Raw genomic sequence first — 24,967 nt, forward strand, 5'->3', positions numbered from 1 at the left:
CTCATTCAAGCGAGATGCGTATGGCGGCCGCCGCGCCCAGCGGCGCGAGGAACAGGGACAAGGCCAGCACGGCGCCCAGCAGCGACAGGTGCGCATTCGCGCCCAGGCCGCTTTGGGCCGCCTGTACCGCGCCCGCGCCGAATACCAGAATGGGAATGAAGAGGGGCAGCACCAGCAGGGCCAGCAGCGTGCCGCCGCCGCGCGCGGTCAGGGTGAGCGCCGCGCCTATGGCGCCGATCAGGCCAAGCGCGGGCGTGCCGATGGCCAGGCCCAGCGTCAGGATCAGAAGGGCGGCGGCATCCAGGCCGAATTGCAGGCCCAGCACGGGCGCAAGCAGGGTCAGCGGCAAACCGGACAGCAGCCAGTGGGCCGCGACCTTGCCCAGCACGATCACCGGCAAGGGCGCGGCGGACAGGATCAACTGCTCCAGCGAACCGTCGCGATGGTCTGCCTCGAACAGGCGGCCCAGCGACATCAGGCAGGACAGCAAGGCCATCACCCAGAGCACGCCCGGCGCAATGGCGCGCAGCATTTCCCGTTCGGGGCCGACAGCCAGGGGGAACAGGCTGGCGGCCACCAGGAAGAAGGCCAGCGGTGTCAGCGTGTCGCTGGCGCGCCGTTGGGCGATGCGCAGGTCGCGCAGCGCAATGGCTGCGAACGATTTCGTCATGGAACTCATGCGCTAGGGGCCAAGCCGGATCTGCTGGTGCGGATGGTCCAGCGCGATCTCCTGATGACTCGTCGCCACGATCGCGCCGCCATCGCGCAGATGGCGATCCATGGCGCGTGCCAGCCATGAGTGGGCGGCGGCGTCCAGGGCGGTCACGGGTTCGTCGAGAATCCAGAGGGGGCGGAAATCGGCAAGCAAGCGAGCGAGGGCTGCCCGCCGCCTCTGGCCAGCCGACAGGGCACGGATCGGAAGATGCTGCCTGCTTTCGAGGCCTGCGTCGCGCAGCGCGGACGCAATCGCCGCGGGACGGTCCGCGTCTCCGCTTGCGGCCTGCAGCGCCCGCAGATTCTGGATGGCGCTGAGTTCGCCACTGAGGCCGTCGGCATGGCCCAGATAGAAGAACTGGCTGCGATACCTGCTGCCGGATTGCGAGATGCCGAGTCCCTGCCACAGCACCTTGCCGCGGGCGGGCCGCGCCAAGCCCGCCAGAATGCGCAGCAGGCTGGTCTTGCCGCTGCCGTTGCGTCCGTGGACGAACAGGCATTCGCCGGGCGCCACGCGCAGGGTCAGCTGCTTGAACAGCGGGCGCTCAGCGCGCATGCAACCCAGATCCATCGCTTCAAGCATTGCCGCCCCGTCGCTGTGTGGACAAAGGGGAAACTATAGGGAGGCGCGTCTGACCGCCAGATTGCTGGCGGTTTACATTCCTGTAATGTTCGAGCGGAAATGGCCGTGTTTCAGCACAGCTTGCGCGGATGCGGGCGTAGCAGTTGAAAAAGTTCTGACCGGCGCCGCGAATCGCGGCGCCGGCGATGCTTAGAACCAGATGCGCACGCCGGCCAGGATCGCGCGTTCGGAACGGCTTTCTCCGGCTTCGCTGGCGTAGCTTGCGGTCTTGCCGAACTTGCGTCCGAACGACACGCCGACATAAGGCGCGAACTCGCGCGTGACTTCGTAGCGCAGCCGCAAGGAGAACGAGGCGTCGGACAGTCCGGAACCCACGCCGCGCGCTTCGTCATTCTTGCCGTACAAGCTGGCTTCGATCTCGGGCGTGAGGATCAGGCGCTGGGTAAGCAGCAGATCGTATTCCGCCTTCAGCGCCAACGCGGTCCTGCCGGATCCGCCGACATAGCCGGTGATCTCGGTTTCGATGCCATAGGGCGCCACGCCCTGCACGCCGAACGCGGCCCAGTTGCGTTTCGGACCCGTGCCGAAATCGCGCCGCGCACCCAGCTGCAGATCCCAGAACGGAGAGATCGTGTGGCTCCAGAAGGCCTCGATCTTGGCGTCCGTGCTGCCGTTCAGCCGATCGCCTTCGCTCTTGATCCAGAGCTTGTTCAGGTCGCGGCCGATCCAGAATTGGCCGTCCCATTGCAGGCTGGTTTGTTCGTTGCGGTCGTAGGCGACGCCGAGCTTGTCGAACAGCAGGTGGCTGGTGACGACGTTGTCCATCATGTGCGGATGGATGCGATAGGCGGCGTAGCGCTGCTCCGTGCTGCCGTCGCTGGAGGGCAGCGAACCCACCGGCGGGCCTTTGGGCGGGGCTTCGTCCATGCCGGGCATGGCGCTGTGATCCATGCCGGGCATCGAGCTGTGGTCCATACCCGGCATCGTGCTGTGATCCATGCTCTGCTTCGCGGCTGGCGCCTGGCTTTGCATCGATCCATGATCCATGCCTTGCATCGAACCATGGTCCATGCCGCTCATGGTTCCCGCCGGCGTCTGCGCCACGGCCAGTCCGGATGCGGCGGAAAGAAGGGCGGCGCCCGCGACGAGCCCGGGCCAGTGCTTTCTGGAAGTCGTTGTTCTCATTATTCCTCCTATTCCACGACGACCGCGCGGAACATGCCGGCCTCCATGTGGAACAGCAAGTGGCAGTGATAGGCCCAGTTGCCGCGCGCGTCCGCGCTGACGCGGTAACTGAGGCGCTGCGCCGGGTTCAGGCTGATCGTGTGCTTGCGCACCTGGAAATTGCCATCGGCGGATTCGAGGTCGCTCCACAAGCCATGCAGGTGGATGGGGTGCGTCATCATGGTGTCGTTGACCAGCACGAAGCGCACGCGCTCGCCGTACTTGAGCACGATGGGCTTGGCTTCGGTGAACTTCAGTCCGTTGAACGACCACATGTAGCGGTCCATGTTGCCGGTCAGGTGCAGCTCGATCTCGCGGGTCGGCGGGCGGTTGTCGGCGGGTTCGACCATGGAGTGCAGGTCCGCATAGGTCAGCACGCGGCGGCCGTTGTTGCGCAGGCCCACGCCGGGATCGTCCAGCCGGGTCGAAACGATGTCGGGCACCATGGAGTTGGCGGGACTGTATTCGGCGGGGTAGGGGTGCTTGACCTCGACCATGCCGCCTTCGTTGCCGCCCGCGCCATGGTCCATGCCTGCCATGGAGCCGTGATTCATGCCGCCCTGGGCGCCATGGTTCATCGCGCCCTGTGCGCCGTGGTCCATGCCGCCGGCCTGCGACCCGCCCATGTCCATGCCGGGCATGTCGTGCGCCATGCCCATGTCCATCATGGTCAGCACCTGCACCGGATCCAGCGCCGGGATCTCGGCCTGCATGCCTTCGCGCGGCGCCAGCGTGCCGCGGGCATAGCCGGAGCGGTCCATGGCCTGCGAGAAGATCGTGTAGGCGCGCTCGTCTTGAGGTTCGACGATGACGTCATAGGTCTCGGCCACCGCGATGCGGAATTCTTCCACTTCCACCGGGCGCACGGCCAGGCCGTCGGCGGCCACCACCGTCATCTTCAGGCCGGGGATGCGCACGTCGAAGTAGGTCATGGCAGACCCGTTGATGAAGCGCAGGCGGATCCGTTCGCCCGGACGGAACAGGCCGGTCCAGTTGCCGGCTGGCGACTTGCCGTTGGTGAGGAAGGTGTAGGTCGCGCCCGAGACGTCGGCCAGGTCGGTCTGGTTCATGCGCATCTTCTGCCACATGAGCCGTTCGTTCAGCGCGTTCTTCCAGCCGGATTTCTCGGCGTCGTCCATCAGGCTGCCGACCGTGGGCTGGATGTAGTTGTAGTAGTCGGGCATCACCTTGAGCTTGCGGAACACGCTCATGGGGTCCTCGTCGGTCCAGTCGGACAGCAGGACGACGTAATCGCGGTCCGCGCGTACCGGGTCCGGGCGCTTGGGATCGATGACGATGGCGCCGTACAGTCCCGTCTGCTCCTGGAAGCCGGAATGGCTGTGATACCAGTACGTGCCGCTCTGGCCCACGTCGAACTGGTAGGTGAAGGTTTCGCCTGGCGCGATGCCGGGAAAGCTCAGGCCGGGCACGCCGTCCATGCCGGTGGGCAGGATGATGCCGTGCCAGTGGATCGAGGTATCTTCGCGCAGGCGGTTGGTGACGCGCAGCGTGACGCGGTCGCCTTCGCGCCAGCGCAGCGTGGGCGCGGGCAGCATGCCGTTGACCGTGGTTGCGATGCGGGGAGCGCCAGTGAAATTGGCGGGGCTCTCGCCGATCTCCAGGTTGAACTCGGTGCCCGACAGCACGCTCTGCCGGGCGGCGCCGGACTGCGCCCATGAGGACGGACTCCACAGACCCATGCCGGCCAGCGCGCCGCCCGTGGCCAGGCCCTGCACAAACCGGCGGCGCGGATTCGAAACTGCTCTACTCATGCTCTATCTCCCCGGTAGCCGGACCGGCATCCCGGCTGTGGATTACTTGACGGAAACCGCGCCCTTCATGCCGGCGGGATAGTGTCCGGGTTCGAGGCAGGCGAAGGCGACGGTGCCCGCCTTGTCGAAGGTCCAGACGATGTCGCCGGCCTTGCCCGCTTCCAGCGACACGGAGTTCGGTTCCTCGTGGCGCATGCCCGGATCCTTGAGCATCATCTGGTAGTGGCTGTTCAGGTCCGCCGTGGTGCCCAGCACCATTTCGTGGCGGATCTTGCCGGAATTGCTGACCTTGAAACGGATGGTCTCGCCTGCCTTGACGTCGATCTTGTCCGGCGTGAAGCGCATCGCATCCGTCATGTCGACCACGATCGTGCGCGAGACCTTGGCGGGGTTGCCGGGCTTGCCGATGGGGGCTGCGGCTTCATGGCCGCCGCCGTGGCCCGCGCCGTGGCCGGGGGCAGCCATGGCGCCGAAGGAAAGCAAAAGGGCGCCCGCGGCGACGGCGCCCTGCGCGAGTTTCACCAGTTTCTTCATGCGTATCCTCTAGACTCGAATTGGGGGTAGGAGGCGCCACTTTAGTGACGCGCTCCACACCGCAACCTGTCGGGAGGATTACTTTCCTGTAATGTTCGGCGTCCGGGACAGCGTGAAGCCGACCTCGGTGCCCTGGCCGCCGCAACGGGCGAACGCGTTGCCGCCGTGCATGCGGGCAATGGCGCGGACGATGGCCAGGCCCAGGCCGTGCCCGTCGGCGCGCCGGCTGCGGGCATCGTCGCCCCGGTAGAAGCGGTCGAAGATGCGCGGCAGCGCCTCCGCTGCGATCGGCGCGCCGGGGTTCCTGACCCTGATTTCGATCTCGTCCTGCCGGGTGATGCAATAGAGGTCGATGCCGCGTCCGTGGGGCGTGGCGCGGATGGCGTTGCTGAGCAGGTTGGCGATGGCGCGCCGCAACAACCGCGGGTTGGCCATCAGGGTGGCGGCGCCGTGCGCGGTCAGGGAAACGCCGGCTTCGTCCAGCGCGGCCTCGTAGTATTCGGCCACGCGGGCGACCTCCCGGCGCACGTCCACTTCCTGCAGGTCCCCCGCCGGTTCGCCGCCGTCGGCGCGGGCCAGGAACAGCATGTCGTTGACCAGCGCCTTCAGCCCTTCCAGTTCCTCCAGGTTGGACTCCAGCACCTCGCGCAGCTCCTGCTCGGAACGCGGGGACGACAGGATGACCTCGGCGCCGCTGATCAGCGTGGCCAGGGGCGTGCGCAGTTCGTGCGCCACGTCGGCGTTGAAGCCTTCCATCTGCTGGTAGGCCGTTTGCACCCGGCCCAGCATGCCGTTGAAGGTATGGGTAAATTCGCGCAGCTCGCGGTCTATGCCCTGTTCCGGCAGGCGCACGGCAAGATTGTCCGGCTGGATCCGGGCGGCCTGCTGCGACAGGCGGCGGATGGGCGACAGCGAGCGCCGCACGGCCCACGCCGACAGCACCAGCGTGGCGCCGACCCAGATGGCGCAGATCAGGACCAGCGCGGTGGCAAAGGCATACAGGAACTGCGTGCCGGGACGCAGGTTCACGGCCACGGTGAGCTCGGCGCCAGGCAGCAGCGTGCCTTCCAGCGGCACGCGCAGTCCGCGCATGTTCCAGCCGTCCTGGGAGTGCAGCCTGATCTCGCGGCCGGATAGGGGCCGTACGTCCACGGGCGGCGCGTCGCCGTAGAACACGCTGCCGTCGGCGAGCGTGATCCAGGTCTTGAGGTTGCCGTGACCGACCATGATGTTGTCCAGGGCGCCGCGCAGATCCTGCATCTGCGCCAGCGTGGCCTGCATGCCGATGAGGTGGTTGATGAGCTCCAGCTTGCCCGCCACCTCGGTGATCTCCTGGCGCTGCACCTCGCGCTTCAAGGCCCAGAACAAGGTGTAGCCGGCGACGCTGGACACCACCAGCGCAATGACGCCGAGCAGCAGCGTGAGCCGGATTTCCATGGACGCGATGCGCGGCAGCTTCATTTTTCACGCAGCTCCAGCACGTAGCCCATGCCGCGCACGGTATGCAGCAGCTTGGTCTCGAACGGATCGTCGATCTTTGCCCGCAGGCGCCGCACGGCGACTTCAATGACGTTGGTGTCGCTGTCGAAGTTCATGTCCCATACCTGTTCGGCCAGCACGGTACGGGACAGCACCTGGCCATGGCGGCGCAGCATCAGCGTCAGCAGCGTGAATTCCTTGGCGGTCAGGTCCAGGCGCATGCCGCCTCTTTGCGCCTTGCGTCGCGCCAGGTCCATCTCCAGGTCGGCAAGCCTGAGCAGCGTCGATTCCTGCCCGCGGCCGCGGCGCAACAGGGCCTGGATCCGCGCCAGCAGCTCGGAAAAGGCGAAGGGCTTGACGAGGTAGTCGTCCGCACCGCCCTCCAGGCCGCGCACGCGGTCTTCCACCTTGTCGCGTGCGGTCAGCATCAGGACCGGCGTTTCCTTGTGCTTGCGCAGGTCCGCCAGCACGCCGAAACCGTCGACGCCCGGCAGCATCACGTCCAGCACCACCACGTCGTAGTCGCCTTCGATGGCGGCATGCCGTCCGTCGACGCCGTCGCGGGCGATGTCGACCACGTAGTTGTGCTCGGTCAATCCTTTGCGGACGTAGTCCGCCAGCTTTCTTTCATCTTCGATCAAGAGGATACGCATGGGGCGCCTCGCTTTCCTTGCATAAATGTAATGAGTCGGTCCGGCTTCTGTAATTGCCGACTGCGTAGAGTTCAGCGGGTCAGCCAAGTTCCCGCTTGGCGGCGCTGAAATGCAAGGAACGATCCGTGAGTGCTCGAAAATCTTTCTCGAAGAGCTTGGCAACGGCCAACGATGAAATTGCCGTTGCCGCGCATTATGCATCCTGCGCGCCAAAATGTGCATGGCGATATGCGCGGACGCCTGCCGGCGGGGCTGGTCCGTCCAGGATCTGAACAGGCGTTCCGCGATGAAGATCCTGTACACCAATTTCCATCGCGGCGACGGCGGCGGGCACACCACGTATGTGCTGTCGCTGGCCCGCGCGCTGCGCGGCGCGCACGATATCGTCGTGGCGGCGCCGCCAGGCAGCCGGTTGTTCAACGCGGCCTTGGCCATGCCAGGCGTGCGGGCCGAAGCGCTGGATTTCCGCGGCGGCCTGCTGGCCGCCCTGCCCAATGCGCGCCGCCTGCGGCGGCTGCTGGTGCAGGAGCGTTTCGACATCGCGCACGTCAACGGCTCTGCCGACCACCGCGTGTGCATGCTGGCGGGCTTGGGTCTGGGAGCGGACAGCCCCGCGGTGGTGTACACGCAGCACAACGACCGGACCGCCAGCAGCTTGGGCACGATGCTGCGCGCCCGGCTGGCGACGGACCGCGTCATCTGCGTGTGCGAGCACACGCGCCGCAAGCTGGCGGGCAGCGCATTCGGGCGCTGCGGCCTGCGCACCGTGCGCAACGGCGTGGACGTGGAGCGGTTCAGGCCGCCCTCGCCGCAAGCGGTGGATGAAGCCCGCCGCCGTTGGCTGCCGGCCGCGCATGTTGGCCGCCTGGTGGTCGGCAGCAATGCAGGCACCGCGGACTACAAGCGTTGGCCGGACATGGTCGAGGCGGTGTCCTTGCTGCCTGCCCAGTTGCGCGCGCGCATCGTCGTCATGATCGCCGGCGAGCCGCCCGGTGAACATCAGCGCCGGCGGGTGCGCGAACTGGGCATGGAGGATCAAGTGATCTTCGCAGGCCTGCTGGACGACGTGCGGTCCTTCGTGGCCGCGCTGGACGTGGGCTTTGTGCTGTCCTCGGAGATGGAGACCATCTCGTTCGCGTGCCGGGAGATGATGGCCATGGGCGTGCCGGTCGTCGTCAGCAATGCCGGCGGGCTGGCCGAGAACGTGCATGCGGGGCTGGACGGCTGGGTGGTTCCGGCGCGCGCGCCCGAGGCCGTGGCAGGCGTGCTGCGCGAGATCCTGGCGCAACCGCAGCTATTGGGTCCCATGGGGCGCGCGGCGCGGGAGAAAGCCCTGCGGGACTTCGCCCTGTCGCGCTTCGTGGCGGACACGCACGCGGTCTACCTCGAGGCGCGGGCGCAGGCCCAGCGTCCGTTGCGGCTGGCGTGAATGGCAACGGACCCCGGCTCACGGCCTCAGACCATCGCTTTGCCGCTACGCCTGGCCGCGCGGATGTCCTGCCATAGCGTCACGCACAGCAGCGCCAGGATGAGGGCGGAAATGGCCGGCCACACCAGAAAATAGAACGTCAACCACATATCGGTCTCCTTGTTGCGGGATGGATGCTCAGCCTTGGGCTGGCTGGACTTCGGGGCGTTGCACGGCAGGGGCGGACAGGGCGTCCTGCGCTTCCTGGAAGGAAGTCACGCGGTCGGCCAGCAGGCTGAAATCGAAGCGTTGCTGGTTGCGCAGGCTGAGGCCGGCGCAGACCGTGGCGCTGACGCCGTAGGCGGTCAGCGAGCCCATCAGGACGATGTATTCGCGCAAAGTGCCCACGAACAGGGGCAGCATGACCAGCATGCCCAGGGCGCCCACGGCGAGCGCCGCGGTGCGGCCGAAGAACCCGAAGGTCATGAGGCCCAGCACCACGCCGCCGCCGATGGCCGAGCAGATCTCGAAGAACACGGCGACGGCGCCGGTGATGGGCAGCAATTCAAAGCGCACGACGGTGAACAGGACTACGGCGCTGAGCACGGCGCTGACGAAGGCGCGGTTGTCGACGCGGTCCCAGTAGAAGCTGGCGATGACGGGGAACACGATGGCGCCCCACAGCGCGCCGACGAACACCAGCATGACCAGGATATCCAGGCGCAGGCTGGCGAAGATCACGCCCACCATCGTGGCGACGATCATGGTGATACGGCCCCACCACAGCATGCGGCGCGGATCGGGGCGGCCGCCAGCCAGGTTCTTGGCGTACACATCGGTCATGACGATGGCCGACAGCGCGGCCAGGTCGGAGTCGGCGGTCGAAGACAGCGAGCCCACCACCAGCAGGAAGAACAGCGCGATGCCGAAGGGCGGCAGATAGGTCGACGCCATCTGCGGGATGATGTTGTTCATGTCGCCGTTGGCGGGTTCCAGGCCGACGAAGAGCGCCAACAGACCCAGCATGCCCAATCCGATCACGACGGCGCCATATCCCGCCGTGGCCGTCAGGAAGGTGGGCTTGATCAAGTCTTCGCGTACCGCGAACAGGCGCTGCGCGATGGTCTGGTTGCCGATGGCGTAGGCCAGCACGGCCACGAAGTAGGGCGCGCCCTGTTCCAGGATGGCGCGGGTGGAATAGAAGTCCGCCTGGTCGGCGCTCAGCCGCCACATGTTGGCCGACAGCACGTCGGGTCCGCCCGCGTTGAAGAAGATGAGCGGGATGATGACGACCGCCGCGATGATCATGGCGGCCAGTTGCGCGAAGTCCGTCATCACCGAGGTGCGGAATCCCGACCACAGCGTGTAGGACAGCACGCCCAGGCCGGCGATGAGCACGCCCTGGATGAAGCTGAGCGGACTCAGGATCGAAACCAGCGCGCCGGCCGCGGTGAAGTTCACCATCAGGCTGATGCAGCTGCCGACGATGTTCGACACCGCCATGATCATCTGGCTGGAGGTGCCGTGGCGCGCGTGTATGACCTCGGCCAGCGTATGGGCCTTGGGCGCCAGCTTGCGGAAGCGCTTGCCGAAGGGATAGATGAAGAGAATCATCAGCGCGCCCCAGAAGCCATAATGCAGCGGGCCGGACAGGCCGTATTTGTAGCCCGAGGTGGCGCTGGCGTAGAACGACGCGGCCCAGATCCAGGTGGCGATCATGCTGGCGGTGGACAGGCCGAAGCCGACCGCATTGTTCGACACCATGTAGCCGTCTACGTTCTCGTTCTTCTGGCTGATCAGCAGCGACATGAGGAAGGTCACCCCATAGAACCCCACCAGCAACAGGATGGCTGTGGTGGCGGATAGCTGAAAGAATTCTGTTTCTTGCATCGTCTTCGTCCTTTCTCCTTGACAGCGTGTTCATGACGGACAGTCATGGCTGCATGAAGGCCGTTTCCGCGGGATGCGATGGGCGGCAAACCCCTGTGACGCAGCCGAAACACCAGGCGAGCGGCCGTAGGCGCGATCGCATGCCTGCCCGGCGCGGACGTGATTGGACACGCCCTCGGACGGACAGCAATAAGGCACACCGTATAGGTGTCTTGCTGCCGCATAGCGCAGAACGCTGGTTGCTTTTTTACGTTGCCCGATGCGGCGAGCGATGGTCCTGCCTGGTAAGCAGGAGTTTTGTTCCGCAGCCTTTACGGCTGGGTATGGGTGTTTCGGCGTTACACGCCGGGCCGCTGTGCGCGGCCGTGTGATGGATGCTTCCAGCGATGTGCATCGTCTGGCTGCATGCGTAATGAACTACAACAGGCGCAAAGTATAGGGACATACCCCGCGCTAGTCCAGCATGCGTCCATCAGGTGTGCATGCGCGGGTATCGCGATTCGCATTGACGGGTATCGCAACACTTAATTGGCCGCGGCGCGAGTCCTCCGATAAGGTGTACGCAAGCCCGGGCCATGCGTACGGCATGGCCGCGCAAGACCGAGACGACACATGACTGACCGCGTATACCTCAACGCCGTGGGAGCAGACGGCAATCCCCTATTCATGCACGTGCGCGATGGCCGCATCTTGGCGCTGGGCGCCGAGCCGCCTGCCGCGGGCGCAGCGCAGGTGACCGACCTGCGCGGACACCTGGTGCTGCCGGGCTTTGTCGACGGCCATATCCACCTGGACAAGAGTTTCGTCGGCGATCGCTGGCGGCCGCACCGGCCCGCAACCAGCCTGCGCGAACGGCTGGCCATCGAGAAGCAGGAACTGGCCGCCGCACCGCCCATCGAAGGGCGCGCCGATGCCCTCATCGCGCAAGCCGCGGCATTCGGCACGATGGCGATGCGCTGCCATGTGGACGTGGACGCTACGACCGAACTGGCCAATCTGCATGCCGTCATGACGGCGCGCGAGAAATGGCGCGGCATCGTCGACATCGAACTGGTGGCCTTTCCACAGGCCGGCGTGATGTCCTGTCCAGGCACGCCGCAATGGCTGGAGGCGGCTGTGCGCGAAGGCGCCGAGGTGGTGGGCGGCATCGATCCGTCGACATTGGATGGCGATGCCGAAGGCCAGCTGGATTGCGTTTTCGGCATTGCCGAGCGGCTGGGCGCGAAGATCGATATCCACCTGCACGAGCCGGGCGTACAGGGCGTCGCGCAGATTGCCCGCATCGCCGCGCGGACGCGGGCGCTGGGCCTGGCGGGCCGGGTCGCCATCAGCCACGCCTATGCGCTGGGCGACGTCGACCAAGGGGCGCTGGAGGACGTGGCGGGCAAGCTGGCCGACGCCGGCGTGGCCATCATGACGAACGCGCCGGGCGACCGGGCTTTTCCGCCGATACTGGCGCTGCGCGCGGCGGGCGTGCAGGTATTCACGGGCAACGACAACATCCAGGATTGCTGGTGGCCTTATGGCAATGGCGACATGCTGCAGCGCGCGATGCTGATCGGCTACCGCTCGGGCTTCTACACGGACGACGACCTGTTGACGGCCTTGCACATGGCGTCGCATGCGGGTGCGGCGGTGCTGGGCCTGGACGGCTACGGCCTGCAGGCGGGCAACGAGGCGAACTTCGTGGCGTTGCCCGCGCCAAACGGCGCGGCAGCGGTTGCTGCGGTGCCGGCGCAGCGCTTTCTGTTCCGCAAGGGCAAACCCGTGGGCGAGGCAGCGCAAGCATACGCCAGCGTCACGCCGGCGGCGTGACCTGCGCGGCGCGCTGCGTGCAAAAGTCCGTCAGCGCGCGGCGCAGCGCGTGGCCCGCGTCGCTGAGCCGTGAGCGCGCATACAGCGACAAGTGCAGGCCGCGCGGCGCCGGAAATCCTTCTTCTGGCGTGAGCAGCCGGTGTTCGGCGGTGGCACAGGCGGCGGGCAGCAGGCTGATCCCCAGTCCCGCCGCGACGGCGGCGCTCAGGCTGGGGAGGCTGGGGCTGGAGAAGCGCACGTGCCAGGGCTTGCCGCTGGTTTCCAGCATGGCGGTCATTTCCTGACGGTACAGCGCGCCGGACGGAAAGGCCACCAGCGGCACTGCGGTGTCGGGCGCGGGCGGCGGTGCGCCTCGGGCGGTGATCCAGCACAGGGGTTCGGGCCAGTGCGCATCGCAATCGGCGTCCACTTCCCATTGCTTGACCAGCAGCAGGTCCAACTCGCCATCGCGGTAGCGCCGCAGCAGCTGATGGCTGAGGCCGCCTTCTACTTCCACGCGCAGCCGCGGGTAGGCCGCTTCCACGGCGGCCAGGGTAGGCATCAGCGTGGCGCCCATGAAATCCTCGGGCGCGCCCACGCGCACCACGGCGCTGGCCTGGGCAGCGGCCACGTTTTCGCGCGCTTCCTCAGCCAGCCGCAGGATGCTGCGGGCATAGCCCAGCAGTCGTTCGCCTTCCTCGGTGGGCAGGACATGGCGCTGCGTGCGGTCCAGCAGGCGGCAGCCCAGGTTCTCTTCCAGCCGGATGACGTGCTGGCTGACGGTGGATTGCGTCAGGTGCAGGTGTTCGCTGGCGCGGGTGAAGTTGCCCGTGTCCACGACGGTAAGAAAGCTGCGCAGCAGAACCGGATCTAGCATTGGGATGTCCACTCGAATCTATCAAGCCAATTAATTTCATAATACTTGGGCCGGCCGCCATACTTGGAATCTCACGAGGCCGCGAGTCGATGCGCCGAGCCTCAGGCTGTTGATCTGGAGGAAATACCAATGTCTATCTTTCGCGCGGTCCGGCTTTGGCTGGCGGCATTCCTGTTGGGCATGGGGGGCGTGGCCGCGGCCGCGGGCCCGGACACCGCGCTGTTGACCGCCGCGGGCAATGGCGACGCAGCCCGCGTCAAGCAGCTGCTGGGGCAGGGCGCCGCCGTGGATATGCGCGATGCGGACGGCAATACGCCGCTGCTGCGCGCGACCCAAGGCAATCATGTCGAAGCGGCGCGCGTCCTGATCGAGGCCGGCGCCAACGTCAATGCGCAGAACGCGATCCGCGACAGCGCCTACCTGCTGGCTGGCGCCCGTGGCTATCGCGAGATCCTGGCGCTGACGCTGGCGCATGGCGCCGACCTGAAAAGCACCAATCGCTACGGCGGCACGGCGCTTATTCCCGCCTGCGAGCGCGGCCACGTCGAAGTGGTGGACATGCTGCTGCGCGCCGGCGTGGACGCGGATCATGTGAACAACCTGGGTTGGACCGGCCTGCTGGAAGCCGTGATCCTGGGCGATGGCGGCGCGCGCCATCAGGCCATCGTCAAGCGGCTGATCGAAGCCGGCGCCGACGTCAACCTGGCTGACGGCAAGGGCATTACGCCGCTGCGCCATGCGCGTGAACGCGGACAGGCCGAGGTCGTGCGCCTGCTGGAGGCGGCGGGAGCGAAGGGCTGAGGCGCGGGCGCCGCGCAAAAAAACGGGGCTCTCAAGCCCCGTTTTTCATGCCGCCGACCGCCGGCCGGTTTAGAAGCCCTCGCGCGGCACGTGGACGCGGCCTTCCATCAGCACGCGGGCGCTGCGGCTCATGATGGCCTTGGTGACCTTCCATTCGCCGTCGACCAGCTTTGCCTCGGCGCCGACGCGCAAGGTGCCGGACGGATGGCCAAAGCAGACGTTGTCGCGTTCGCCGCCGCCCGCCGCCAGGTTGACCAGCGTGCCAGGCACCGCCGCGGCAGTGGCGATGGCGACGGATGCGGTGCCCATCATGGCGTGGTGCAGCTTGCCCATGGAGAGCGCGCGCACCAGCACGTCGATGTCGCCCGCGCCGATCTTCTTGCCGCTGGAGGACACGTATTCCTTGGGCGCCGCCACGAAGGCGACCTTGGGCGTGTGCTGGCGGCTGGCGGCCTCTTCCAGCGTCTTGATCAGGCCCATGCGCAGCGCGCCGTGGGCGCGGATGGTCTCGAAGCGCGCCAGCGCGGCGGCGTCGCCGTTGATGTCGTCCTGCAGTTCGGTGCCTTTGTAGCCCAGGGCCTCGGCGTCCAGGAAGATCGTGGGGATGCCGGAGTTGATCATGGTGGCTTTGAAGGTGCCGATGCCAGGCACTTCCAGGTCGTCGACCAGCTTGCCGGTGGGGAACATGGAGCCGCCGTCGCCTTCCTCGGCCGGGTCCATGAATTCCAGGCGCAGCTCAGCCGCCGGGAAGGTCACGCCGTCCAGTTCGAAGTCGCCGGTTTCCTGCACCGCGCCGCCCGTCATGGGCACGTGCGCGATGATGGTCTTCTGGATGTTGGCCTGCCAGATGCGCACGACGGCCACGCCGTCCTGCGGCACGCGGGCGGGGTCGACCAGACCGTTGGTGATGGCGAACGGGCCGACGGCCGCGGACAGGTTGCCGCAGTTGCCGCTCCAGTCCACGAAGGGCTGGTCGATGGAGACCTGGCCGAACAGGTAGTCCACGTCGTGGTCCGGGCGCGTGCTCTTGCCGATGATGACGGTTTTGCTGGTGCTGGAAGTGGCCGCGCCCATGCCGTCGATCTGCTTGCCGTAGGGATCGGGGCTGCCGATCACGCGCATGAGCAGCGCGTCGCGCGCGGCGCCGGGCGTGCGCGCGGACTCGGGCAGGTCATCGAGCTTGAAGAACACGCCTTTGCTGGTGCCGCCGCGCATGTAGGTGGCGGCTATCTTGGTCTGGGGTGCATGGGTCATGGGGCAGTCCTGATGATGGGTGTTGGGGCGGGCGCCGCGGCGCCCGCCCGGCCGATGGCGGATCAGCCGGCCTTCTTGTCGGCGCCGGAAGCTTCCAGGAAGTCCTGGGCGAAGCGCTGCAGCACGCCGCCGGCTTCGTAGATCGAGACCTCTTCCGCGGTGTCCAGGCGGCAGGTCACGGGGACTTCGACGGTTTCGCCGTTGCGGCGGTGGATCACTAGCGTCAGGTCGGCGCGCGGCTTGCGCTCGCCGATGACGTCATAGCTTTCGGTGCCGTCCAGCCCCAGCGTCTTGCGGTTCACGCCCGCTTTGAATTCCAGGGGCAGCACGCCCATGCCGATCAGGTTGGTGCGGTGGATGCGCTCGAAGCCCTCGGCCACGATGGCTTCCACGCCGGCCAGGCGCACGCCCTTGGCGGCCCAGTCGCGCGACGAGCCCTGGCCGTAGTCGGCGCCCGCCACGATGATCAGCGGCTGCTTGCGGTCCATGTAGGTTTCGATGGCTTCCCACATGCGCATGACCTTGCCTTCGGGTTCCACGCGGGCCAGCGAGCCTTGCTTCACCGTGCCGTCCTCGTTCTTCACCATTTCGTTGTAGAGCTTGGGATTGGCGAAGGTGGCGCGCTGCGCGGTGAGGTGGTCGCCGCGATGGGTGGCGTAGGAGTTGAAGTCCTCTTCGGGCAGGCCCATCTTGTGCAGGTATTCGCCGGCGGCGCTGTCCATCAGGATGGCGTTGGACGGCGACAGGTGGTCGGTGGTGATGTTGTCGCCCAGCACGGCCAGCGGCAGCATGCCGCGCAGCGTGCGTTCGCCAGCCAGCGCGCCTTCCCAGTACGGCGGGCGGCGGATGTAGGTGCTCTGTGCGCGCCAGTCATACAGCGGGCTGACGGCGGCCTTGCGGTCGTCCTGGATGCCGAACATGGGGGCGTAGACCTTGCGGAACTGCTCGGGCTTGACCGCCGACTTGACCACGGCGTCGATCTCTTCATCGCTGGGCCAGATGTCCTTGAGGCGGATCTCGCGGCCGGCGGCGTCCGTGCCGAGCACGTCGCGCTCGATGTCAAAGCGGATGGTGCCGGCAATGGCATAGGCCACGACCAGCGGCGGCGAGGCCAGGAAGGCCTGCTTGGCATAGGGATGGATGCGGCCGTCGAAGTTGCGGTTGCCGGACAGCACGGCGGTGGCGTAGAGGTCGCGATCGATGATTTCCTGCTGGATGACGGGATCCAGCGCGCCCGACATGCCGTTGCAAGTGGTACAGGCGAAGGCGACGACGCCGAAGCCCAGCTGTTCCAGTTCCGGGGTCAGGCCGGCTTCGTCCAGGTACAGCGAGACGGCCTTGGATCCTGGCGCCAGCGAGCTCTTGACCCAAGGCTTGCGGGTCAGGCCGGCGCGGTTGGCGTTGCGCGCCAACAGGCCCGCGGCGATGACGTTGCGCGGATTGCTGGTGTTGGTGCAGCTGGTGATGGCGGCGATGATCACGGCGCCGTCGGGCATCTGGCCGGGATTGTTTTCCACCACGCCGGAGATGCCGCGCTCGGCCAGGTCGCTGACCGGCAGGCGGCGGTGCGGATTGGACGGGCCGGCCAGGGTGCGCACCACGCTGGACAGGTCGAAGCGCAGCACGCGCTCGTATTCGGCGTGCTTCAGGCTGTCGGACCACAGGCCCGTGGTCTTGGCGTAGTTCTCGACCAGGGCGATCTGTTCGTCCTCGCGGCCGGTCAGGCGCAGGTAGTCGATGGTCTGCTGGTCAATGGAGAACATCGCGGCCGTGGCGCCGTACTCGGGCGCCATGTTCGAGATGGTGGCGCGATCGCCCAGCGTGAGGCTGGCGGCGCCTGCGCCGTAGAACTCCAGGTAGGCGCCCACGACCTTCTCCTTGCGCAGGAATTCGGTCAGGGTCAGCACGATGTCGGTGGCGGTGATGCCGGGCTGGGCGCGGCCGGTCAGCTCCACGCCGATGATGTCGGGCAGGCGCATCCACGAGGCGCGGCCCAGCATGACGTTCTCGGCTTCCAGGCCGCCCACGCCGATGGCGATCACGCCCAGCGCGTCCACGTGCGGCGTGTGGCTGTCGGTGCCGACCAGCGTGTCGGGGAAGGCCACGCCGTCCTGCGTGTAGATGACGGGCGACATCCGCTCCAGGTTGATCTGGTGCATGATGCCGTTGCCCGGAGGCACGACTTCGATGTTGCGGAAGGCCTGCTTGGTCCAGTCGATGAAATGGAAGCGGTCCTCGTTGCGGCGGTCTTCCACGGCGCGGTTCTTGGCGAAGGCGTCGGGATCGTCGCCGCCGTACTCCACGGCCAGCGAATGGTCGACGATCAGCTGCACCGGCACCACCGGATTGACCTTGGCGGGGTCGCCGCCCTTGTCGGCAATGGCGTCGCGCAGGCCGGCCAGGTCCACCAGCGCGGTCTGGCCGAGAATGTCATGACAGACCACGCGCGCCGGAAACCACGGGAAATCCAGGTCGCGGCGGCGCTCGATCAGCTGCTTGAGCGCGTCCGTCAGCATGGCCGGATCGCAGCGGCGCACCAGGTTTTCCGCCAGTACGCGCGAGGTGTAGGGCAGGCGGTCGTAGGCCCCGGGCGAAATCGCCTCGACGGCGGCGCGGGTGTCGAAGTAGTCCAGGCGAGTGCCGGGCAGGGGCTTGCGGTAGTTTTGGTTCATGCCTCGGTGCGCTGCAGGTTGCCCTGCGCGATCTGCTGTTCGATGTTGAGACGGGATGCGCGGATGTGGCGGCGCATCAGGATTTCAGCCAACTCGCCATCGCCGTCGGCGATGGCGTCCAGAATGCGGTGATGTTCGGCGTAAGCCTGCCGGGGGCGGTTGGGGGTGGTCGAATACTGGATGCGGTACATCCGCGCCAGCTGGTAGAGCTCGTCGCAGAGCATGCGGAACAGCATCTGGTTGCCGCTGCCCTTGACGATGCGGTAGTGGAAATCGTAGTCGCCTTCCTGCTGGTAGTAGCCCAGCCCGGCCTGGAAGGCTTCGTCGCGCTCGTGCGCTTCCAGCACGGCGCGCAGCTCGGCGATTTCCGAGGGCGGCATGCGTTCGGCGGCCAGGCGGCAGGCCATGCCTTCCAGCGATTCGCGGATTTCGTAGAGTTCGGACAGTTCCTGCTGCGACAGCGACACCACGCGGGCGCCGGCATGGGGCACGCGCACCAGCAGCTTCTGGCCTTCGAGCCGGTGCAGGGCTTCGCGCAGCGGGCCGCGGCTGACGCCGTGGATGCGGGCCAGCTCGGGCTCGGAAATCTTGCTGCCGGGGGCGATTTCACCCTTGACGATGGCGGACTGGATCTTGCGGAAGATGTGTTCCGCAAGCGTCTCGTTATCGGCGGGGACGGCGCCAGGCAGGGTCAGCACCTTGCTCATTGTGTTGACAATCTTTCCGCTACGGGAAGAAAAATTAGAAAAAAAGCGCCTCGTGGCGCAAGATTGTCAACAATTTACCTCGGGGGCAGGGCGGGCGCAAGCCCGGCCCGCCCCGATGGGGCGCAGGACGGGCGCCTACCGCTTGTGGTGCACCTCCTGCAAACCATAGACCTGCACGGGCATGCCGACCTGCCGCGCCTTCAACTGCAGCGACAGGTACTGCGAGTAGTGCCGCGACTGGTGCAGGTTGCCGCCATGGAACCAGAGCGCCTCCTGCTGCGTGGGCTTCCACATGTTGCGCTGCTCGCCCTCCCAGGGGCCGGGGTCCTTGGTGGTGTCCGAGCCCAGGCCCCAGCACTTGCCAACCTTGTCGGCGACTTCGCGGTTGATCAGGTCGGCGGCCCAGCCGTTCATCGAGCCGTAGCCGGTGGCGTAGACCACCAGGTCCGCGGGTAGCGTGACGCCGGACTTCAGCACCACGGCGTCGCGCGTCAGGTGGCTGACGTCGGTGCGCGACTGCAGCTTGACGCTGCCGTCGATGATCAGGTCGCAGGCGCCGACGTCGATGTAGTAGCCGGAGCCGCGCCGCAGGTACTTCATGAACAGGCCCGAACCGTCATCGCCCCAATCCAGCATGAAGCCGGCTTCTTCCAGCTTGGCGTAGAACCCGGCGTCGCGTTCGCGCATCTGGTCATAGAGCGGGATCTGGAACTGCGCCATGATCTTGTAGGGCAGCGAGGCGAACGTCAGGTCGGCCTTGCGCGTGGTCATGCCGTTGGCCAGCGCCTGCTCGGAATACAGGCCGCCCAGGCCGATGTCCATCAGCGTGTCGGAACGCACGATGTGGGTGGACGAGCGCTGCACCATGGTGACGTTGGCCCCGCCTTCCCATAGCGCCGCGCAGATGTCGTGCGCGGAGTTGTTGGCGCCGATGACGACCACGTTCTTGCCGCGGTAGGCGTCGGGGCCGGGGTGTTGCGAGGAGTGCTGCTGTTCGCCCTGGAATTCGTCCTGGCCGGGGAAGCTGGGAACATTGGGCTTGCCGGACATGCCGGTGGCCAGCACCAACTGCTTGGGCCGCAGCACCACGGGCTTGCCCTCGCGCAGTACCGTGACCTCCCATTCCTGTTTCTGCTCGTCGTAGCGCGCCGACTGGCAGACGGTGGAGGTCCAGTAGTTCAGTTCCATGATCTTTGTGTACATCTCCAGCCAGTCGCCGATCTTGTCCTTGGGCGCGAAAACGGGCCAGTTCTCGGGAAAGGGGATGTAGGGCAGGTGGTCGTACCAGACCGGGTCGTGCAGGCACAGGGACTTGTAGCGCTTCCGCCAGCTGTCGCCGGCGCGTGCGTTCTTTTCGATGATGATGGTCGGCACGTCCAGTTGGCGCAGGCGCGCGCCCAGCGCGATGCCGCCCTGGCCGCCGCCGATGATGAGCACGTAGGGCTGGGTCTGGTAGCCGAGTTCGGCGGCTTCCTGCTCGCGCTTTTCCAGCCAGGTCTGGCGAGTGCGGCTGCTGCCGTGCTCGGCGCCCTTGGGGCGGCGCAGGCCGCTGGGTTCCTCATGCCCCTTGAGTTCGGACATGGTGGTCAGCAGGGTCCAGATCTTGCCGTCCTGGACGCGGATGTGACCGTAGCCGCGGGCCCGGTTGGTCTCGATCTCGATCCAGCCTTGCAGCAGGCCGGCGTCTTCCGATACGGCTTCCTTGGGATCCAGGCTGAAGCGCACCGGCTCCACTTGCGGCAGCTGGTGTTGCAGCATGTCGCGGATCTGGCCATGGCCTTCGAGCGTGCGGATGTTCCAGGTGAACAGCACCAGGTCGCGCCAGTAGCAGTCGTCCTGGAACAGCGCCGCGACGCCATCGATGTCCTTGTTGCCCAGCGCCGTGTTCAGGCGCGCGAGCACGGCGTCCAGGGCGGCGCCGGCTTGATCGGTCTGCATGTCTAGTCTCCTTGCCCGTGGCGGGCGATCGTTGTCGTGGCGGACCGGGGCATGGTCCGCTGGCGGCCCCGGCCTGTGCCGGCCGGTGGGCGTCGATAACGATCAAGCAATCGGCATGCCAGCCCCGGCGCACAGGAGGACGGGGGCGGGATGCCGTGGCGTCGCGCCACACCTGTGGCGCCCGGGTGTGGCACCCAGCTGTGGCGCCCGGCCGTGGGCCTCAGGAACGCGAGGCCAGGCCGTGGCGCCGCATCTGGCGATGCACGGTGGAGCGGTCCACGCCCAGGCGCCGCGCGGCTTCGGAGACATTGCCGCCGCAACTGGCCAGCATGGCGCGCAAGGCCGCCTCTGCGGGGCTGGCGGCGGCCGCCGCGGGCGCCAGCGCGTCGGGCAGGTCGGCGGGTTCGATCACGCCGTTTTCGCACAGCGCGGCGGCGACCGCGATGGCGTTGGCGAGTTCGCGGATGTTGCCGGGCCAGGCATGCGCCTTCAACGCCATCAGCGCGGCAGGCGCCAGCACGGGGGCGCCGGACTCGTCCTGGTGGCGCGCCAGCAGGCGGGAGATGAGCCATTCCAGGTCGGCGCGCTCGCGCAGCGGCGGCACCGTCAGGGTGGCGGCATTGATGCGGTAATAGAGGTCTTCGCGGAAGCGTCCCTCGCGCACCAGCGCGGCCAGGTCGCGGTGCGAGGCCGACACCAGGCACAGGCGCACGGCGCGCGGAGCGTTCGCGCCGATGGGCGTGACCTCGGATTCGGCCAGCACGCGCAACAGGCGGCTTTGCAGCGCCAGCGGCATGTCGCCGATCTCGTCCAGGAACAGCGTGCCGCCGTCGGATTCCTCGATCAGGCCCTTGCGGCCCTTGGCCGCCGCGCCGGTGTAGGCGCCGGGCAGGTAGCCGAACAGCTCGCTTTCGATCAGCGATTCGGGAATTGCCGCGCAATTCACGGCGACGAAGCGCCCGGCGCGCTGGCTGCCGTCGTGGATGGCGCGGGCCAGGTATTCCTTGCCGACTCCGGTTTCGCCTTGCAGCAGAAGGGGCAGCCCCTGCCGGGCCAATTTGGCTGCGCGCGTCAGCAGGGCCGCCATGCGGGCGTCGCCGCCATCCAGGCCGCGCAGCGCGGACGGCGCGCCGCGCACCGCGACCGAGGCGCCGCGCGCGTGCCGGTTGGGTTCGATGGCGTGCGCGAACAGCGCGTTGCCGTCGCGGGCCGCGATCAGGCGTTGCTGCGGCGCATGGGCGCGGGTGTAGCGCGGCAGGTCATCGAGCTGCAGGTCGAAGAAACGGGTGACGGGCTGGCCGATCAGGCCGGCGGGATTGCGCCAGTCCAGGCCGGCGGCGCGCGCCAGCAGTTTGGCGCCGGTATGCGTCATGCCCAGGATGCGGCCGGAGCCGTCCAGCGAGATCGCGGCCTCCGGATCCACGTCCAGGAATTCCGGTGAACGCGCGAAGCGCAGCACCCATTCGTTGCTGGTGCGCGCCATCAGGTTGGCCATCTCGATGCGCCGCGTGGTGCTGGTGACCAGATGCAGCGCCAGGTTCTGGCTGGCTTTCAGGATGGGCGAACTCAGCAGCGAGATGTCCAGCACGGCCGCGAGTTCGCCGTCGGCGTTATAGATGGGCGCGGCGGTGCAGGACAGGGGGGTGTGGGTGTTGTCGAAGTGATCGGTCTGGTGGATGGTGAGGGCTTCGCCGCTTTCCAGGCAGGCGCCCACGGCGCAGGTGCCGGCGCGGCGCTCCGACCATTCCGACCCCAGATACAGTCCAGCCTTGCGCAGGTTGGCGGTCTGCTGCGCATCGCCCAGGAATTCCACGGTGACGCCCTGGCGGTCGGCCAGCAGCAGCACGTAGTTCTGGCCGGCGACCTGGCGGAAAAGATGGTCCAGGCCGGACCGTGCAATGGAAATCAGCGCTTCGGACTGCTGGCGGTGTTCGCGCAGCCGGCCATCCGGCACGATGTAGGCCTCGCAGGCCTGGGCGGGATCCAGCCGGTACTGGTCCAGGCAGCGCAGCCAGCTGCTGACCACGTGCGCGTCGCGCTGGGTGGGGCGGCCCTGGCCGACTAGTTCGATCTCGCGGATATGGGCGGAGTGCAGGGATTCCTGACTAGGCATGTCGTCTCCATGTTGCGCCCGATCTGCGCCGGATCAACGGGCAGCATGCACAGAGGACGACATGCCTGTAAATGCTGGTTATCCAGCATCGGGACGTATGGGGACGCTACAGGTCGACCTTGACCTTGCCGGCCTGCACCAGCCCCGCCACGTCGCGGATTTCCGCCAGCAGCGCCTGTTGCAGCTGCGCGGGCGTGCCGCCGGTGGGCTGGAAGCCCTGTTCGCCCAGCTTGGCGCGCACCGTCTCGGTCTGCAGCGCGCGGTTGATGCCCTGGTTCAGCGCCGCAATGGCGGCTTCCGGCGTGCCGGCCGCGCAATAGGTGCCGAACTGGATCTGCGCCGAGAAGCCGGGGTAGCCGCCTTCCGCCACCGTCGGGATGTCCGGGTACTTGGGCAGGCGTTCCGGGCTGGTCACGGCCAGCACGCGCAGGCGTCCGCCCTGCAGATACGGTTCCACCGCCGCCACGGTGGCGACCACCACCTGGATCTGTCCGCCCAGCAGGTCCGTCATCATCGGGCCCGTGCCGCGGTAGGGCACGTGCAGCATGTCGATGCCGCAGGCGGCCTGCAGCAGTTCGGTGGCCAGATGCTGCGGCGTGGCGTTGCCGGGGGAACCGAAGGTCAGCCCCTTGGGCTCGCGCTTGGCCTGGGCGACGAGTTCGCCCAGGGTCTTGGCTGGCAGGTCGGCGTTGACCGCCACCATATAAGGCGAACGGGCAATCGGGCAGACGGGCGCCAGTTGCTTGAGTACGTCCTCGGGCGGCTTGGCGTAGTAGCGCACCGAGGGCACCAGGCCGGCGAACAGCAGCACGCTGCCATCCTTGGCGCCGTTGGCGGTGTAGTCGGCGCCCAGCATGCCGCTGGCGCCGGGCTTGTTCTCAACCACCACCGGGCGGTCGAGCGCGCCTTCCAGCGTGGCGGCGATCACCCGGCCCAGCACGTCGGTGCCGCCGCCGGGCGGGAAGGGCACGATGACGCGCAAGGGGGCTTCGCGCGCGCTGGCGGCGCCGCCGAGCGCGGCGCCCAGCGGCGTGAGCGCCAGGGCCGCCATGTTCTTCAGGATGGTTCTGCGATTCATATTGTTTGTCTCCGTATCCACTCTACGCGGGCTAGGCCGCGCTTGGCGCGCCGGCAGCCGGCAGAAAAAACTCATGCAGCGCCGCCGCCACGATGGCGGGCTCTTCCACCGGCAGCATGTGCCGCTGGTCCGGCACCACCTGCGCCCGTGCATGGGGCAGCGCCTTGGCCAGTTCCCGCGTCATGCGCGGGGTCGAGCCGACGTCGAGCTCGCCCGTCAGCACGAGGGCGGGGCAGGCGATATCGGGTGCGGCCTGCGCCAGGATCGGGTCGCCCTGCGCGAACACGCGGTAGGCGGCCAGAAAGCTGGCGCGGTCGTTGTCCAGCAGGCGCTGGCCGATGCCGGCCACGCGCTCGGGACGCCGGGCCTGGAACGCGGGCGTGAACCAGCGCTGCAGCGAGACCTGGGCCGCGGCTGCGGGATCCTGCGTGGCCGCCGCTTCCAGCCGCGCCAGCACGGCACGTGTTTCGTCCGCGCTGCGGCGGAATACCGTGCTCAACAAGGCCAGGCGGGTGACGCGCCGCGGGCGGGCGGCGGCATAGGCGCCCGCGATCAGGCCGCCCATGGAATAGCCCAGCAGATTGGCGCTTTGCCAGCCGGCGCGGTCCAGTTCCGCGTCCAGCTGGGCAACGTAGTCCTGTACCGTCACCCCATCGGCGACGGCGGGGGCGCGGCCATGGCCCAGCATGTCGTAGCGCAGCACCTCGAAATGCGGTTCCAGTAGCGGCGCCAGATCGTCCCACAAGGTGTGGTCCAGGCCGACGCCATGCAGCAGCACCAGCGGCGCGCCGCGGCCCGAACGCCGAACATGCGCGCTCATTTGGCTTGCGCCTCGCGTTCCAGTTCCTGCAGGTCGGAGTAGCGGTTGCCGATCCGATGATGCGGACGGCCCGAGGTCGCCGCGCCCAGGGCGATCACGATTTCGTCGGGGGCGGGCGCGTCGTTGATGGTGGTCTGCACGGTCAGGTAGTGCGAACGCAGGCCTTCGTCGAGCTTGTGCATCAGCGGCACGGTGATCACGCAGCCGGGGCCGCCGCGCATATTGGTGAAGCTCAGGTAGCTGGTGCCGCCGACCGCGCCGCGATAGGCATTGCCAAAGCGCAGCGTGTGGATCAGGGCCGAGGCGTGTTCGACTTCGCCGGCAGTGCCCACGACCGCCGCCTTGCCATAGGCTTCGACCTGATCGGCCGAACCGGCCTGGCGCAGGATTTCCGCGACCAGCAGCTCGCCCAGCGGCGGCGCGGCTTCCAGGATCTTGGGCCGCAGGTCTTCCTGGAACGGCAGGCCGGCCCAGGGATTGCGGATCACGGCCGCGGCGATGACCATCACCAGCGGGCGCTCGGCCTCGCGGCCGCCTTCGATCAGGGTTTTTTCCACATAGCTGACTACCTTGCGCACTTGCAAAGACATAACCGCTGCTCCAGTACCTGTAGGAATGAAAGACGCGGCCATTGTTGAAGGCGAAGCGGATTTTTG

21 protein-coding genes are annotated in these 24,967 nt (G+C 67.4%); 3 read left to right on the forward strand and 18 right to left on the reverse strand.

Features of this window, described 5'->3' with window-relative positions; translation table 11 throughout:
* Window position 1 precedes the first annotated feature (1 nt).
* The 7 genes from ccmB to IAG39_RS03850 form a co-directional block, all read right to left on the reverse strand.
* A complete protein-coding gene (ccmB, locus tag IAG39_RS03820) occupies window positions 2–670 on the reverse strand; it encodes a heme exporter protein CcmB (protein WP_118931563.1) in 669 nt (222 codons plus the stop codon).
* 12 nt (window positions 671–682) lie between these two features.
* Window positions 683–1,297: a cytochrome c biogenesis heme-transporting ATPase CcmA gene (gene ccmA / locus IAG39_RS03825; protein WP_118931564.1), complete on the reverse strand. Its 615-nt coding sequence runs from the start codon at window positions 1,295–1,297 to the stop codon at window positions 683–685.
* 189 nt (window positions 1,298–1,486) lie between these two features.
* Complete coding sequence (locus tag IAG39_RS03830) at window positions 1,487–2,482, reverse strand: copper resistance protein B (RefSeq protein ID WP_165867767.1); 996 nt, start codon at window positions 2,480–2,482, stop codon at window positions 1,487–1,489.
* 8 nt (window positions 2,483–2,490) lie between these two features.
* Window positions 2,491–4,293, reverse strand: coding sequence for a copper resistance system multicopper oxidase (locus IAG39_RS03835; RefSeq protein WP_118931566.1), 1,803 nt, complete (start codon window positions 4,291–4,293; stop codon window positions 2,491–2,493).
* A 42-nt stretch (window positions 4,294–4,335) separates the two neighbouring features.
* Window positions 4,336–4,827, reverse strand: coding sequence for a plastocyanin/azurin family copper-binding protein (locus IAG39_RS03840; protein WP_059371223.1), 492 nt, complete (start codon window positions 4,825–4,827; stop codon window positions 4,336–4,338).
* Window positions 4,828–4,905: 78 nt separating this feature from the next.
* Complete coding sequence (locus IAG39_RS03845; protein WP_118931567.1) at window positions 4,906–6,288, reverse strand: heavy metal sensor histidine kinase; 1,383 nt, start codon at window positions 6,286–6,288, stop codon at window positions 4,906–4,908.
* Window positions 6,285–6,959: a heavy metal response regulator transcription factor gene (locus tag IAG39_RS03850; RefSeq protein WP_118931568.1), complete on the reverse strand. Its 675-nt coding sequence runs from the start codon at window positions 6,957–6,959 to the stop codon at window positions 6,285–6,287. Before IAG39_RS03850 ends, IAG39_RS03845 begins: the two co-directional genes overlap by 4 nt.
* Window positions 6,960–7,245: 286 nt before the next feature.
* Here IAG39_RS03850 and IAG39_RS03855 point away from each other — a divergent pair, with 286 nt between their 5' ends.
* On the forward strand, window positions 7,246–8,388 hold the full coding sequence (locus IAG39_RS03855; protein WP_118931569.1) for a glycosyltransferase: 1,143 nt from the start codon (window positions 7,246–7,248) through the stop codon (window positions 8,386–8,388).
* A gap of 26 nt (window positions 8,389–8,414) precedes the next feature.
* Here IAG39_RS03855 and IAG39_RS31465 read toward each other — a convergent pair whose 3' ends face one another.
* Both IAG39_RS31465 and IAG39_RS03860 read right to left on the reverse strand, forming a co-directional pair.
* Window positions 8,415–8,537 carry a putative transporter small subunit gene (locus tag IAG39_RS31465; RefSeq protein ID WP_217278763.1) on the reverse strand — a complete coding sequence of 41 codons (123 nt, stop codon included), beginning with the start codon at window positions 8,535–8,537 and terminating at the stop codon, window positions 8,415–8,417.
* Between the two features lie 28 nt (window positions 8,538–8,565).
* Window positions 8,566–10,257: a sodium:solute symporter family protein gene (locus IAG39_RS03860; RefSeq protein ID WP_118931570.1), complete on the reverse strand. Its 1,692-nt coding sequence runs from the start codon at window positions 10,255–10,257 to the stop codon at window positions 8,566–8,568.
* Window positions 10,258–10,869: 612 nt separating this feature from the next.
* Here IAG39_RS03860 and IAG39_RS03865 point away from each other — a divergent pair.
* Window positions 10,870–12,072, forward strand: coding sequence for an amidohydrolase family protein (locus IAG39_RS03865; protein ID WP_118931571.1), 1,203 nt, complete (start codon window positions 10,870–10,872; stop codon window positions 12,070–12,072).
* On the opposite strand, the gene IAG39_RS03870 is transcribed toward IAG39_RS03865, so the two are convergent.
* Window positions 12,056–12,928, reverse strand: a complete 873-nt coding sequence (locus IAG39_RS03870; RefSeq protein WP_059371229.1) for a LysR family transcriptional regulator — start codon at window positions 12,926–12,928, stop codon at window positions 12,056–12,058. The two genes, IAG39_RS03865 and IAG39_RS03870, sit on opposite strands and share 17 nt — an antisense overlap.
* A gap of 129 nt (window positions 12,929–13,057) precedes the next feature.
* Between IAG39_RS03870 and IAG39_RS03875 the strand changes: the two genes are divergently transcribed.
* Complete coding sequence (locus IAG39_RS03875; RefSeq protein WP_118931572.1) at window positions 13,058–13,729, forward strand: ankyrin repeat domain-containing protein; 672 nt, start codon at window positions 13,058–13,060, stop codon at window positions 13,727–13,729.
* Window positions 13,730–13,798: 69 nt separating this feature from the next.
* Here IAG39_RS03875 and prpF read toward each other — a convergent pair whose 3' ends face one another.
* The 8 genes from prpF to IAG39_RS03915 form a co-directional block, all read right to left on the reverse strand.
* Complete coding sequence (gene prpF / locus IAG39_RS03880; protein ID WP_118931573.1) at window positions 13,799–14,983, reverse strand: 2-methylaconitate cis-trans isomerase PrpF; 1,185 nt, start codon at window positions 14,981–14,983, stop codon at window positions 13,799–13,801.
* A gap of 62 nt (window positions 14,984–15,045) precedes the next feature.
* Window positions 15,046–17,655: a Fe/S-dependent 2-methylisocitrate dehydratase AcnD gene (acnD, locus tag IAG39_RS03885; protein ID WP_118931574.1), complete on the reverse strand. Its 2,610-nt coding sequence runs from the start codon at window positions 17,653–17,655 to the stop codon at window positions 15,046–15,048.
* Window positions 17,652–18,362 carry a GntR family transcriptional regulator gene (locus IAG39_RS03890; protein ID WP_118931575.1) on the reverse strand — a complete coding sequence of 237 codons (711 nt, stop codon included), beginning with the start codon at window positions 18,360–18,362 and terminating at the stop codon, window positions 17,652–17,654. Before IAG39_RS03890 ends, acnD begins: the two co-directional genes overlap by 4 nt.
* Window positions 18,363–18,497: 135 nt before the next feature.
* Window positions 18,498–20,300, reverse strand: coding sequence for an NAD(P)/FAD-dependent oxidoreductase (locus tag IAG39_RS03895; RefSeq protein ID WP_059371234.1), 1,803 nt, complete (start codon window positions 20,298–20,300; stop codon window positions 18,498–18,500).
* A 220-nt stretch (window positions 20,301–20,520) separates the two neighbouring features.
* Window positions 20,521–22,413: a sigma-54-dependent Fis family transcriptional regulator gene (locus tag IAG39_RS03900; RefSeq protein WP_118931576.1), complete on the reverse strand. Its 1,893-nt coding sequence runs from the start codon at window positions 22,411–22,413 to the stop codon at window positions 20,521–20,523.
* 106 nt (window positions 22,414–22,519) lie between these two features.
* Window positions 22,520–23,491 carry a Bug family tripartite tricarboxylate transporter substrate binding protein gene (locus tag IAG39_RS03905; protein WP_054452078.1) on the reverse strand — a complete coding sequence of 324 codons (972 nt, stop codon included), beginning with the start codon at window positions 23,489–23,491 and terminating at the stop codon, window positions 22,520–22,522.
* A 31-nt stretch (window positions 23,492–23,522) separates the two neighbouring features.
* Window positions 23,523–24,311, reverse strand: a complete 789-nt coding sequence (locus tag IAG39_RS03910; protein WP_118931577.1) for an alpha/beta fold hydrolase — start codon at window positions 24,309–24,311, stop codon at window positions 23,523–23,525.
* Window positions 24,308–24,901, reverse strand: a complete 594-nt coding sequence (locus IAG39_RS03915) for an amino acid synthesis family protein (RefSeq protein WP_088142851.1) — start codon at window positions 24,899–24,901, stop codon at window positions 24,308–24,310. Before IAG39_RS03915 ends, IAG39_RS03910 begins: the two co-directional genes overlap by 4 nt.
* Between the last annotated feature and the right edge of the window lie 66 nt (window positions 24,902–24,967).

The organism is Achromobacter xylosoxidans, from assembly GCF_014490035.1.
Classification (GTDB): Bacteria; Pseudomonadota; Gammaproteobacteria; order Burkholderiales; family Burkholderiaceae_B; genus Achromobacter; species Achromobacter bronchisepticus_A.

What these genes read in the sequence shown, in the direction of transcription:
- IAG39_RS03850 (WP_118931568.1), bottom strand. Translation starts at nt 6,959, where the DNA reads ATGCGTATCCTCTTGATCGAAGATGAAAGAAAGCTGGCGGACTACGTC.
- IAG39_RS03855 (WP_118931569.1), top strand. Translation starts at nt 7,246, where the DNA reads ATGAAGATCCTGTACACCAATTTCCATCGCGGCGACGGCGGCGGGCAC.
- IAG39_RS03840 (WP_059371223.1), bottom strand. Translation starts at nt 4,827, where the DNA reads ATGAAGAAACTGGTGAAACTCGCGCAGGGCGCCGTCGCCGCGGGCGCC.
- IAG39_RS03900 (WP_118931576.1), bottom strand. Translation starts at nt 22,413, where the DNA reads ATGCCTAGTCAGGAATCCCTGCACTCCGCCCATATCCGCGAGATCGAA.
- prpF (WP_118931573.1), bottom strand. Translation starts at nt 14,983, where the DNA reads ATGACCCATGCACCCCAGACCAAGATAGCCGCCACCTACATGCGCGGC.
- IAG39_RS03890 (WP_118931575.1), bottom strand. Translation starts at nt 18,362, where the DNA reads ATGAGCAAGGTGCTGACCCTGCCTGGCGCCGTCCCCGCCGATAACGAG.
- IAG39_RS03830 (WP_165867767.1), bottom strand. Translation starts at nt 2,482, where the DNA reads ATGAGAACAACGACTTCCAGAAAGCACTGGCCCGGGCTCGTCGCGGGC.
- ccmB (WP_118931563.1), bottom strand. Translation starts at nt 670, where the DNA reads ATGACGAAATCGTTCGCAGCCATTGCGCTGCGCGACCTGCGCATCGCC.
- IAG39_RS03905 (WP_054452078.1), bottom strand. Translation starts at nt 23,491, where the DNA reads ATGAATCGCAGAACCATCCTGAAGAACATGGCGGCCCTGGCGCTCACG.
- IAG39_RS03870 (WP_059371229.1), bottom strand. Translation starts at nt 12,928, where the DNA reads ATGCTAGATCCGGTTCTGCTGCGCAGCTTTCTTACCGTCGTGGACACG.
- IAG39_RS03845 (WP_118931567.1), bottom strand. Translation starts at nt 6,288, where the DNA reads ATGAAGCTGCCGCGCATCGCGTCCATGGAAATCCGGCTCACGCTGCTG.
- acnD (WP_118931574.1), bottom strand. Translation starts at nt 17,655, where the DNA reads ATGAACCAAAACTACCGCAAGCCCCTGCCCGGCACTCGCCTGGACTAC.
- ccmA (WP_118931564.1), bottom strand. Translation starts at nt 1,297, where the DNA reads ATGCTTGAAGCGATGGATCTGGGTTGCATGCGCGCTGAGCGCCCGCTG.
- IAG39_RS31465 (WP_217278763.1), bottom strand. Translation starts at nt 8,537, where the DNA reads ATGTGGTTGACGTTCTATTTTCTGGTGTGGCCGGCCATTTCCGCCCTC.
- IAG39_RS03910 (WP_118931577.1), bottom strand. Translation starts at nt 24,311, where the DNA reads ATGAGCGCGCATGTTCGGCGTTCGGGCCGCGGCGCGCCGCTGGTGCTG.
- IAG39_RS03915 (WP_088142851.1), bottom strand. Translation starts at nt 24,901, where the DNA reads ATGTCTTTGCAAGTGCGCAAGGTAGTCAGCTATGTGGAAAAAACCCTG.
- IAG39_RS03895 (WP_059371234.1), bottom strand. Translation starts at nt 20,300, where the DNA reads ATGCAGACCGATCAAGCCGGCGCCGCCCTGGACGCCGTGCTCGCGCGC.
- IAG39_RS03835 (WP_118931566.1), bottom strand. Translation starts at nt 4,293, where the DNA reads ATGAGTAGAGCAGTTTCGAATCCGCGCCGCCGGTTTGTGCAGGGCCTG.
- IAG39_RS03860 (WP_118931570.1), bottom strand. Translation starts at nt 10,257, where the DNA reads ATGCAAGAAACAGAATTCTTTCAGCTATCCGCCACCACAGCCATCCTG.
- IAG39_RS03875 (WP_118931572.1), top strand. Translation starts at nt 13,058, where the DNA reads ATGTCTATCTTTCGCGCGGTCCGGCTTTGGCTGGCGGCATTCCTGTTG.
- IAG39_RS03865 (WP_118931571.1), top strand. Translation starts at nt 10,870, where the DNA reads ATGACTGACCGCGTATACCTCAACGCCGTGGGAGCAGACGGCAATCCC.